Here is an 11,121-nt window from a genome sequence, read left to right on the forward strand (position 1 = left end):
CTAGACGGATCCGACGCGTCCGGTCCTTATCGGGCCGGGCGCCTTCGGAGCGGTTTTTTCTTCATGCAGGTACCCTCCCTTGCTCGCCAAAGCCTGGCCGCCCTGGGCTGGCTGGGCCGCTATATCTGGGCCGGATGGGCCGGCGCCGCCGGCCTTTTCTGCTTTGCCGCGCTCTGGCAGTTCGGGCACGAGCTCTATGGCTCCTTCATCCTGCCTTCGCCGCAGGAGACGCTGGATGCTCTGTTCGGGCTCTTCGCCCTGCCCGGTTTTTCGGAAATCGCCGGCAATTCCATCTATCGCGCCCTGAGCGGGTTCCTGCTGGCTGCCGGGCTCGGAACCGTTCTGGGGACGCTGGCGGGCTATTTCTTCGCCGCCATGCGCCTGTTGCGTCCCATGGTGACGTTGCTGATGGGGGTGCCGCCCATCGCCTGGATCGTGCTGGCCATCATCTGGTTCGGCTCCAGCGGCGGCTCGGCCATTCTCACCGTGGTCATCGCCTCCTTTCCCATCGCCTTTGCCGGCGGGCTGGAAGGGGTGGCCACCCGCGACCGGGCGCTCGAACAGATGGCGCGCTCCTATGGCGCCTCATCCTTCACCCGCTTCCGCACCATTACCCTGCCCCATCTCCTGTCCTATCTCTACCCCGCCTGGATCACCACGGCCGGCAATTCCTGGAAAGTGGTGGTGATGGCCGAGCTTCTCTCCAATACAGGGGGCATTGGCGGTGCGCTGGCCACTTCGCGCTCCTTGTTCGACATCCCCCAGGTCATGGCATGGATCCTGCTGGTGGTGATCTTCGCGCTCGCCACCGAATATCTCATGCTCCAGCCGGTGCGCGAAGCGCTGGAACGCTGGCGGGCCGCGGGCATTCCCTGGGGCGTCAAGCGATGAAACTGCGCCTCGAGCAAATCGGCCATAGCTATTTCGGCAAAAGCGTCATCGAAAACCTCAGCCTCGCCCTGGCGTCCGGTGAGGTGGTGGCGCTGATCGGGCCGTCCGGCTGCGGCAAGACCACCATTCTCCAGATCGCCGCCGGGCTGGTCGACGCCACCAGCGGCAGCATCACCCGCGCCTATAGTCGCCACGCCGTGGTGTTTCAGGAACCGCGCCTGTTGCCCTGGATGACGACGCTGGACAATATCGCCTATGGGCTGCGCGTCAGCGGAACCCCGCGCGGGGCGGCCCGGGCAGCCGCCGCCGAGCGTGCCCTGCAGGTGGGGCTGGAAGTCGGCGATTTCGCCAAATATCCCGTCGAGCTTTCCGGCGGCATGCGCCAGCGCGCCGCCGTGGCGCGGGCCCTGGCAGTGCGCCCCGAAGTGCTCTATTTCGACGAACCCTTTACCGCCGTGGATGTCGGCCTCAAGCGCGTCCTCCAGGATCTGGTGATCGAGGCGGCGGCGCGGGAGAGCTTTTCAGCGCTCTTCGTTACCCACGACCTGGCTGAAGCGGTGCGCATTGCCGACCGGCTGCTGGTGCTGTCCACGCGCCAAGGCGGCGTCATCGCCGAGCACGACATCGCCGGCCTGCCCGGCCAGCGCAGCAATCGCGAGATTTTCGAACTGGTGGAGGAATGGTCTTCCGATCCGGCCTTTGCCGAGCTTTTCGGCCATGAAGACCGGGTGCGCGCATGAAAGACGAGCCCGCCGTTCTGAGCGAGGGGCTGCGGCTGTTCTTTCCGGCCGCCGCCATCCATGGCGCGCTCTGGCCGGTGGTCTGGGTGGTGCTCTATGCGTTCGACCTGCCGTTTTCGGGCAATGTACCCACCAGCCAGTGGCATGCCCATGAAATGATCTTTGGCACCTATGGCATGGCGCTGGCGGGCTTCCTGACCTCGGCCGTGCCCGAATGGACCGATACCCCTCGCCTGCGAGGAAAGCCGCTCCTTATCCTCCTGGGGCTATGGATGCCGGGGCGGCTGGCCGGATTGATCGGCGCCGACTGGATGATCGCGCCGGCCGGTCTCGCCGACGCCGCCTTCCTGGCGTTTCTGACTGTCTCCATCGCCCTGCCGATGATCCGGCGGCGCAATCGCAACCATGCCAGCTTCGCCTTCTGGGCCCTGGCGATGCTTGGGCTGGAAATCGCCATCCGCCTTGGCTGGCTCCTGGGCGATTTCGAGCTTTCCGCCCGATTGCTGCATGGCGCCCTGGTGATTTTCGTCGTGCTCATGGCGCTCTCGGTGACGCGCATCAACATTGTGGTCATCAATCATGCGCTCGATCCGAGCGGAGACACGAGGCCCTATCGCCCCCATCCGGGGCGGCGCAACCTGGCCGGGGCGCTCGCGGCGCTCTATGCGCTTGTCATGATGGCGCTCCCCGATTCGCAGGCGCCAGCTTTCCTGGCGCTGGCCGCCGCCGCCGCCTTTTTCGACCGCCAGGCCGAATGGTTCATCGGCACGGCGCTGTTCCGCGCCGAGGTTCTGGCGCTGGCCGGCGCCAATTTCTTTTCCGGGCTCGGCCTGGCCATGCTCGGCGTTGCCGGCCTGGGCGCGCCCTTCGCCCCTGCCACGGGCCTGCATCTGCTGTCCATGGGGGCGCTCGGCCTTGCCGTGCTCGCCGTCTTCACCATTGCCGGACTGCGCCATACAGGGCACGAACTTATCCTGCCCGCGCGGAGCGGCCTGGCCTTTGCGCTCATGCTTTGTGCGGCGCTGGTGCGCACCCTGCCCGAAATGGGGCTGGGAAGCTGGCTTATCGGCCCGCACTACGCGCTGGCCTCCCTGCTATGGGCCGGCGCTTTCCTCGCCTGGCTCAGCGGCTTCCTGCCCATGCTGCTGGCGCCCAACAGACAAGGTTGAAGCGGTTCAGGATTTTCGATTCATCATATTGTCGACGGCATAGCCGATCAGGCGCGGCCAGAAGAGATCGAGCAGGGTGCGCAGACCCACGAGGAGAATGAGGCCGAAAAGCCCGCTCCCCGCCAGCATGGCCCCCCAGGCGCCGATGATAATGACCACCTGCATGACGATGATCCGCAGATAGAGCCCGGCGATCGCGGGCATCACGCTGGGCTCGTTGCGCTCGTGCCAGAACAGCGTCGCCCTTTGCAGGCACACGACCACCAGCATCGGCCACAAGCCCTGGCCGATGACGAAAGTGTCGATAAAGACCGATGCCGAGCGCAGATGGCCCGGCCAGTCTCCACCAAAAAGCACGCTCATCAGGAACAGATGAATGGCCATGAAAAAACCCGCATGGACCGTAATGAAGGCCGCGCCCCAGCCGGCGGTTGGCGATGTGTTCTTGGTAGGACCGGAAAAGCTCCAGGTTTCCTCGCCCTCATGCAGGGCAATGGTCAGCACCGTCCAGAACCCGACCAGCAGCGTCTCGCACCAATAGAACACCAGCAGCGTATAGATGTCCCATCCGGCCACGAGCACGCCAAGCAGCGGCAGCGCGTTGGAGAGCGCGATGAGGAGCAAAGTCTGGACCGAAGGCAAGGGGTGAAGCAGCGACAAATCCGCGACCGCCCTATTGCATGCAGGCGCAAGGCAGCGCCCGGCGCTTCGCCGAAGAACTATGGACGGCGCAGGTGCCGGGGCGATGAAAGGCCATTGCATGCTCCTTTTTGAAACAAGGCTAGCAAGACCCCTTTCCCGCGCCATCCCCCGAACAGGGGCGCCGGAGGCCGCGCGGTCAGAGCCGCGCGCCATCCATACCGAAGAGGCGCAGGCTAGCCGGGTTCCAGTGGAAATAGACCTTTTGCCCCGCTTGCAGGTCGGGCCCGCCCCTCTGCTCGGCGATCAGCGACTGGCCGTCCTCCAACTGGCAATAAAGATAGCGCGTGCCGCCCAGATACTCGGAAAAATCGACAGTGGCCGGCAGGCTCCCCTCCACCCTCTCCGTTATCGAGAGGTGTTCGGGACGCAGCCCCGCGATCAACTCTCCAGTCGGGACGGCGGCTGCGGTCGAGATTTTTACCCCGCCCACCACGATGCCCCCCTGCCCGGCGGCGGACTTGAGCAGGTTCATGCGCGGCGAGCCGATGAAACCGGCCACGAAAGTGTTGACCGGGTTTTCATAGACCTCGCGCGGGGTGCCGACCTGCTCGATCCGGCCATCACGCAGCACGACAATTCTGTCGGCCAGCGTCATGGCCTCGGTTTGGTCATGGGTCACATAGATCATGGTATTGCCCAGTTCCCGATGCAGCCGAGAAATCTCGATGCGCATTGAGACCCGCAATTCGGCATCGAGATTACTCAGCGGCTCGTCGAAGAGGAACACCTGCGGCTTGCGCACGATGGCGCGGCCGATGGCGACGCGCTGCCGCTGACCGCCGGAAAGCTGGCCCGGGCGCCGATCGAGCAGGGGCTCGAGCTTGAGAATGCGGGCCGCCCCGGCCACCTCGCGGGCGATTTCATCCCGGGGCGCATTGGCCATGGAGAGGCCGAAACCGAGATTTTCGCGTACCGTCATATGCGGGTAAAGCGCATAGGACTGGAACACCATGGCAATGCCGCGCCGGGAGGGATCGAGATCGGTCACGTCCCTGCCGCCGATCTCAATAGTACCCTCGCTCACCTCTTCAAGCCCCGCGATCATGCGCAATAGCGTGGACTTGCCGCAGCCCGAGGGGCCGACAAAGACGATGAATTCGCCCTCGGCCACCTCCAGGTCAACGCCATGGATCACGGCGAGCCTGCCGTAATCCTTGCGCAGATCGATCAGCCGCATGCCCGGCCCGTTCTGCCTGCCCATGGCGCTCACCGGCTCTCTCTCACCCAGACCAGCATCTCTCCGGGCGCGCGATTGTCCCAGAGGTGATAGGGCACCATGCGCAGGCGCTCCTCCACCAGGGCGGGTGACTCGGTGGTGTAAAGCTCATCGCTGCGGGAGGTTTCGCGCAGAGCCGGCAGATCGATAGCGATGGCCTGCCGCAGATCGGGTATAACAGCTGTTTCAGCCTTGCCCAGCCCATCCGCCAGCAGCACCGAATTGAGCCCCGGCGCGTTGTCCGCCCCTTCCAGGCAATAGACCAGCGGCCCGCGCATCACCGCCACACGGCCGGCATCCTGGCGCACCTTGGTGTTGGCGCGAACGGCGCGGGGCATGAGAGGCAGGGTGAGCGCAATAGCATCGCCGGGTGCCCATTCGCGCTCAATCCGGGCGTAGCCGTCCATGGTGATATCGGCGAGCTTCAACTCGTTGCCATTGATAGCAAGCGTAGCATCCTTCGCCCAGGCAGGAATGCGCAGCGAAATGGCGAAGCTGGAGGGGGTATCCATCTCCACCGCGATGGCGATCTCGCCATTCCAGGGATAGTCGCTTTGCTGACGCAGCGTCACATGACGTTCCCCGGCTAGGGTGAAGCGGGCGGTGCTTTCGCCATAGAGGTGGACGGCGATTTCCGTATCGGCCACGCCGTACATATAGGAGCCGATGGAGGCGACGAACAGGGGCAGTTGTGCCACACCCAGCGGTGATGCCCACCGGTGCTTTCGAGCGGATTGTCGTAAAAGAAGGTCCGTCCATCGGTGGACAGCCCCGAGATAGCACCATTGTAGAGCGCCTGCTCCATGATGTCGGCATAGCGCCGGTCCGGCGCGCGGCCCAGCATGCGGTTGGCCCAGAAAACCAGTCCAACCGCCGCGCAGGTTTCGGCATAGGCGGTATCGTTGGGCAGGTCGTAATAGTCGGTGAAGCCCTCATTGCTATGCGCCGGGCCGATCCCGCCGGTCACATACATCTGCTTGCCGGTAAGGTCGCCCCAGAGCACCTCAAGCGCCTGGGTCAGCGTGTCGTCCTGGTATTCGGTCGCGATATCGGCCATGCCGGAATAGAGATACATTGCCCGCACGGCGTGCCCCACCACCTTGCGCTGCTCGCGCACGGGCTGGTGCGACTGGCTGTATTCATAATTCTTGAAAACGTAGTCGGAGGGGTCGCGCCCGGCCCGGCGGGACTCCTCGTCGAAATAGTGCGGCTGGACGCCCCGCTCATCGATGAAGAACTTGGCAAGATCGAGATATTTCCGCTCCCCCGTCGCTCGGGCGAGCCGGACCAGGGCAAGCTCGATTTCCTCATGCCCGCAATAGCCGCGCACCTGGCCGGGGCCGCGCCCGAAACGCTTCACCAGCAGGTCGGCCATGCGGCACATGATGTCGAGGAATTTGCGCTTGCCGGTGGCCTGGTAATAGGCAACCGCACCCTCGATCATGTGGCCGGCGCAGTAGAGCTCGTGGAAATCGCGCAGATTGGTCCATTTCCATTCCGGTGTGATGCGCTGGAAGAAGCTGTTGAGATAACCGTCCGGCTGCTGCAGGCGCTCATACATGTCGATAATCTCGTCGGCGCGCGCCTCCAGAGCGGGGTTGGGCTTGCGATAGGTGGCGTAGGCTATGGTTTCGATCGACTTGCCCAGATCGCTGTCCCAGAACATCTGCGAGGTGCCGAGCCAGCCAACGATGGGGATGACGATGCCGGGGCTGGGTACATTTATGTCGATCTGTTCGAGCATGCGCGCCGCAACGCACCGGTCGAGCAGGATTTCGGCGGTGCTGTCGCACACCGCGTCCTGCCATTTGCCCCAATAGCCCCCAACATCGACGCTGGGGACGGGAAGCGGGCGGAACTGACGGGAAGTAGCCTTCGGCATGATCGACTCCATGTCCTATTTGACGGCGCCGGCCATGAGCCCGCGCATATAGTAGCGTTGCAGCAGCAGGAAGACGATGAGGCAGGGTATGGTCATCACCATCACCCCGGCCTGCACCGCGCCCCAGTTGATCGCGCCGAGCCGGCCGGCGCGCACCGCGGTCATCAGGACCGGCAGGGTATATTTGTCGTTTTCCGAAAGCAGGATCAGTGCGGCCAGGAACTCGTTCCAGGCGTTGAGGAACGCAAAGATCGCCACCGTGGCCACGCCCGGCATGACCACCGGCAGCAGCACCCGGAAAAGCAGCTTGAGATCGCGCGCGCCATCGATGCGCGCCGCCTCCTCGATTTCCCGCGGCACCGCGTCAAAGGCGTTGCGCATCATGAACACCGAAAAGGGCAGTTGCAGCGTCACATAGACGAGCATCAGGCCGAGCAGGGAATTGTTGAGCCCCAGGCGCGAAAGGATGATGAACAGCGGGGTCAGGATCGACTGGAAGGGGATCATGAGCGTGGCGATGATCAGCACGAACATGACGTTCTTGAACGGGAAGCGGTACCTGGAAAATCCATAGCCGGCCAGCAGCGACACCATTACGGTCAGCACCACCGTGCCCAGCGACACCAGCAGCGAATTGAGGGTGTGCTGCCAAATACCCGAACCAAAGCTGTCGAGCGTTTTATAAGCGTCGAAGCTGATGCCATGGGCGGGCCAGGGTGGCAGCGGCGGATTCTGAGCCTCGCTGCTGGGCCGGAGCGAGGCCAGCCCCGCCCAGATGAAGGGGGCGAGGAAGAAGAAGGCGGCGATGATGCCGAAGCCATGATAGCCCAACCCACCCAGTAGCCGGCGACGCGTCCGCCGCGTCTTGATGGCGGCGCTCATCGCTCATCCCCCACCCGCAGGAGCCGCAGCTGGATGACGCTCAGGGCAACAAGGATGGCCAAGAGCGCGATGGAGAGCGCCGAGCCATAGCCGAGCTGGAAGGACACGAAGGACTGGTTGAAGATGTAATAGACCACCGAAATCATGCGGTTCTGCGGGCCTCCGCTGGTCATGATGTAGAACTGATCGAAGGCCAGGACCGAGCCGGTGACCGACAGGATCAGCGCCAGCGCCAGCGTACGGCGCATCAGAGGCAAGGTGAGGAAACGAAAGCGCTGCCAGCGGCTGGCGCCATCGATACGCGCCGCCTCCGTCAAATCGGACGGGATGGATTGCAGGCCGGTGAGCAGAATAATCATGGTGAAACCGACGATCTTCCACACCACCATGACGATGATGACGGCAAAGGCGCTGTCGAAGCTGGCCAGCAGGTTGGCGGCGCGGCCGGTGACGCCGAACATGCGCAGTATGGGACTGAACAGGCCGCTATCGACATTGGCCAGCCACACCCAGAGCAGGGAGGAGGTGGCAAGGCCCACCACCACCGGCAGGAAGAAGATGGTGCGATAGGCGCCAACTCCGCGCCTTTGCCGCTCGACGAAGAGAGCCAACGGAAAGGCCAGGGCGAAAATGGCGATGGTCGTGACCACGGTATAATAAGCGGTGAAGCTCAGCGCCGACATGAACCGGCTGTCCGAGGCCATGCGGACATAATTGCCCAGCCCGATCCAGCTCGGCTGGCCGAGCAAGGGCCAATTGTGGAAGCTCATCCACACCGTGAACAGCACCGGCACCACGAAAAACACCGTAACCAGAGCCATGGCCGGCGCGACGTAAAGCACGCCCTGCCATTGGCGTCGGCGCGTACGGCGACGCTGGCGCACGATACCGGCGATCGGGACGGCAGGAGAAGACGTCATGGCTGGCTCCGGAACATAAGCCGGGAGGCGCGAGCCGCCTCCCGGCGGAGACGTCAGGGCGCGTTGTCGATGATGGATTGCATCTCGGCCTGCGCATTGGCGAAAGCGGCATCGACATCATCACCGAACATGGCGGCATTGGTGAACATGGCCCAGGGGCTGTTGGCGCTGTTGATCAGATCGTTGAACAAAAGCGTGTAGGGCGTCTTGGCCACCGAAATGGCGTCCACAGCCACCTGAATGCGCGGGTCGAGCCCTTCCAGCGTCTGGTCGGCGATGTCGAGGCGTGTGGGCAGCGAACCGTTTTCGGCGAGGATCTTCTGCCCCTCGGGCGAATAGGAATATTCGATGAACTCCTTGACCGCATCCAGGCGCGGCGTGCCCTTGGTCACCACGATATTGTCGCCGCCGGCGAAGGAGGCGACGCCGCCCTGGCTGCCGGGAATAAGCGTCACGCCAAAATCCACATCGGGGAAGTCATTGACCAGCGAGCCCATGCCGAAGGCGCCGATGGATTGCTGGCCGATGCGGCCATTGGTGAAGCTCATGAAGTTGACGCCATTGTCCGTTTCGGCGCTGGCCGGCACCAGATCCTTCTCGACCATGGTGCGGTAATAATTCACCGATGCGCGCATTTGCGGGGTGTCGAGCGTGGCGGTCTTGCCGTCGGCGGAAAGGATGTCGGCGCCCGAGCCCCAGACGGTCGGGGCAAAGGTGAAGATCATACAGCCGCCACAGGCGCCGCCGGAGAAATAAAAGCCATAATTATCCCCGCCCAGGGCGCGGATCTTTTCGGCATTGGCGACGATTTCGTCCCAGCTTTCTGGCGCCTTTTCCGGGTCGAGCCCCGCTTGCTTGTATAACCCCTTGTTCCAGGCAAAAACGGACGTTTCCACCAGGAGCGGCAGGCCGTAATTTCGTCCGTCATAACTGCCCAGGGTCACGTGGGCGGGCGCCAGGGCGCTGTAATAGGGCAGGCCCTGCGCCCAGTCGGTCAAATCCTCGAGTTGCCCGGCAGCGGCGAAGGAGGGCGTGTAGATCAGGTCGAGCGACAGCGCATCGGGGGCCTGGCCGCCCGCAATGGCTGTGGCATATTTCTGCACCAGTTCGGCGAAGGGTACCTCGGTGAGCTGAATCTGGTTTTCGTGGTTGGCGTTGTATGCATCGGCCAGTGAGGTGAAGGCGGTACCGATGCCGGTCCGCACCCACATATTGATGGTTTCCTGGGCGGCGGCCCCCTGCACCATAAGGATGGTGGCGAGGCTTACCGAGCCGATCAAAGTTTTGAGCATGCTCCTCCTTAATGCTCGTTACCGCGCCGCGAAGGGCGCAATTCTAGTCCCGTGCGCCTCCGCACGATTCACGCACCACCAGGGTGCACGGCATGCGCCTTATGCCAGCCGCAATTTCCTTGCCTTCCGCCAGCGCCAGAACGGTCAACCCCGCCTCCCTTCCCAGGGTTCGCAGGTTCATATCCACCGTGGTCAGCGGTGGCCTTGTTGCGGCGGCGACGATCTCCCAATTATCGAAGCCCACCACGGAAACCTCCTGCGGTACGGCGATGCCGCGCTCGCGCAGCGCGTCGATGACGCCGCGGGCGATCTGGTCATTGCCGCAGAAAATGCCGTCGGGCGTCGGCTCTCCATCGGTCCAGAGACGGGCAATGGCGTCGTGCCCCCATTGCTCGGACCAGGAGCCGTTGAGAACAAGGGCATCCTCGCCCATCACCTCCCGAAAGGCCGCCGAGCGCCAGGTGACGGATTCGAAGCTTTCCGGCCCCGTCACATGGACGATGCGCTGCCGCCCGACCCGGCGCAGCCACTCCACCGCATCGCGCGACCCCTGGAAATCGTCGGACACGAAGGTGACGCTATCCTCCGGGCCGCGCGTGAAGGCATAGACGACCGGCACGGGCAGGCGCGACAGGTCCACCGGCAATTTCCGGTCGATACGCTTGCCGGTGGCGATGATGCCATCCACCTGCTTGTCCAGCATGGCGTCGACATGGGTCTGGGCCAGCGCGGGGTCATCCTCTATGGCGCAGAGAAAGACCGAGACGCCGTGATCGACCAGAGCCTCGGAAATGCCAGCCATCACCGGCAGGGTGAAACGGCCATAAGTATCGTTGGTCAGAAGGCCGATGGTGAAGCTGCGCTTGCTGATCAGCCCACGCGCCATGGCATTGGGCCGGAAACCAAGCCGGGCAGCGACTTCCTTGACGCGGGCGCGAGTTTCCTCCTGCATGCGGCCAGTGTCATTGAGCGCCTTGGAGGCGGTGGCGACACTCACCCCCGCCGCCGCCGCGACCTCGTAAATGCGCACGCGCGCCCTGCTCACAATCTTCCCCTTTAATTTTGAGAAAACGTTTTCTCAAATTGAGCAAACCTTTTCTCACGCTCTGTATTTTGTCAAGCATGCGAAAAAGGATTCAGGCTAGAAAAATTTTCCGCGTCTTTTGCTGCGCGCGACACGACCTGAAATTCGGCGGCGCCGAATGGGTGGGAGTTCAGTGTGAAGTATTAACGAAGCCAGCCCAGGCGGCTTTCGACACGCCTGGCGCTGGATTTGACCAAGGTGATAAGATCGGGGTGCACCTTGGATTCGGGCACCACGATGGACATGGTGGCATGACACATGCCGCGGTTGTCGCAGATGGGGGCGGCGATGCAGGCCACGGCGAAATCGGATTCGCCGGCCTGGATGGAATAGCCCTGCGCCA

General features: G+C 63.5%; 10 protein-coding genes and 1 pseudogene. 3 read left to right on the top strand and 8 right to left on the bottom strand.

Annotated elements, in window-relative coordinates:
- Window positions 1-63 precede the first annotated feature (63 nt).
- The 3 genes from VDP82_RS07840 to VDP82_RS07850 are packed head-to-tail and all read left to right on the top strand — an operon-like array spanning window position 64 to window position 2,800.
- Window positions 64-891: an ABC transporter permease gene (locus VDP82_RS07840; RefSeq protein ID WP_323014300.1), complete on the top strand. Its 828-nt coding sequence runs from the start codon at window positions 64-66 to the stop codon at window positions 889-891.
- Complete coding sequence (locus VDP82_RS07845) at window positions 888-1,631, top strand: ABC transporter ATP-binding protein (RefSeq protein WP_323014301.1); 744 nt, start codon at window positions 888-890, stop codon at window positions 1,629-1,631. Before VDP82_RS07840 ends, VDP82_RS07845 begins: the two co-directional genes overlap by 4 nt.
- Complete coding sequence (locus VDP82_RS07850; protein WP_323014302.1) at window positions 1,628-2,800, top strand: NnrS family protein; 1,173 nt, start codon at window positions 1,628-1,630, stop codon at window positions 2,798-2,800. Before VDP82_RS07845 ends, VDP82_RS07850 begins: the two co-directional genes overlap by 4 nt.
- A gap of 6 nt (window positions 2,801-2,806) precedes the next feature.
- Here VDP82_RS07850 and VDP82_RS07855 read toward each other — a convergent pair whose 3' ends face one another.
- The 8 genes and pseudogenes from VDP82_RS07855 to VDP82_RS07890 all read right to left on the bottom strand — a co-directional run.
- Complete coding sequence (locus tag VDP82_RS07855; RefSeq protein WP_323014303.1) at window positions 2,807-3,460, bottom strand: DUF6498-containing protein; 654 nt, start codon at window positions 3,458-3,460, stop codon at window positions 2,807-2,809.
- A 178-nt stretch (window positions 3,461-3,638) separates the two neighbouring features.
- Entirely contained in the window at window positions 3,639-4,703 is a 1,065-nt protein-coding gene (locus VDP82_RS07860) for an ABC transporter ATP-binding protein (protein ID WP_323014309.1), read from the bottom strand.
- A gap of 5 nt (window positions 4,704-4,708) precedes the next feature.
- Window positions 4,709-6,600, bottom strand: a pseudogene (locus tag VDP82_RS07865) (glycoside hydrolase family 127 protein).
- Between the two features lie 15 nt (window positions 6,601-6,615).
- Entirely contained in the window at window positions 6,616-7,482 is an 867-nt protein-coding gene (locus tag VDP82_RS07870) for a carbohydrate ABC transporter permease (protein WP_323014304.1), read from the bottom strand.
- The gene (locus VDP82_RS07875; RefSeq protein ID WP_323014305.1) at window positions 7,479-8,402 is read right to left on the bottom strand and encodes a sugar ABC transporter permease; all 924 of its coding nucleotides are present in this window, start codon (window positions 8,400-8,402) and stop codon (window positions 7,479-7,481) included. The genes VDP82_RS07870 and VDP82_RS07875 overlap by 4 nt, the downstream gene beginning before the upstream one ends.
- Window positions 8,403-8,455: 53 nt before the next feature.
- Entirely contained in the window at window positions 8,456-9,694 is a 1,239-nt protein-coding gene (locus VDP82_RS07880) for a sugar ABC transporter substrate-binding protein (protein WP_323014306.1), read from the bottom strand.
- 43 nt (window positions 9,695-9,737) lie between these two features.
- Window positions 9,738-10,739: a LacI family DNA-binding transcriptional regulator gene (locus tag VDP82_RS07885; RefSeq protein ID WP_323014307.1), complete on the bottom strand. Its 1,002-nt coding sequence runs from the start codon at window positions 10,737-10,739 to the stop codon at window positions 9,738-9,740.
- A 182-nt stretch (window positions 10,740-10,921) separates the two neighbouring features.
- A partial coding sequence (locus VDP82_RS07890) for an IclR family transcriptional regulator domain-containing protein (protein WP_323014308.1) occupies window positions 10,922-11,121 on the bottom strand: 200 nt, incomplete at its 5' end.

The organism is Devosia sp., from assembly GCF_034675085.1.
Taxonomy (GTDB): Bacteria; Pseudomonadota; Alphaproteobacteria; order Rhizobiales; family Devosiaceae; genus Devosia.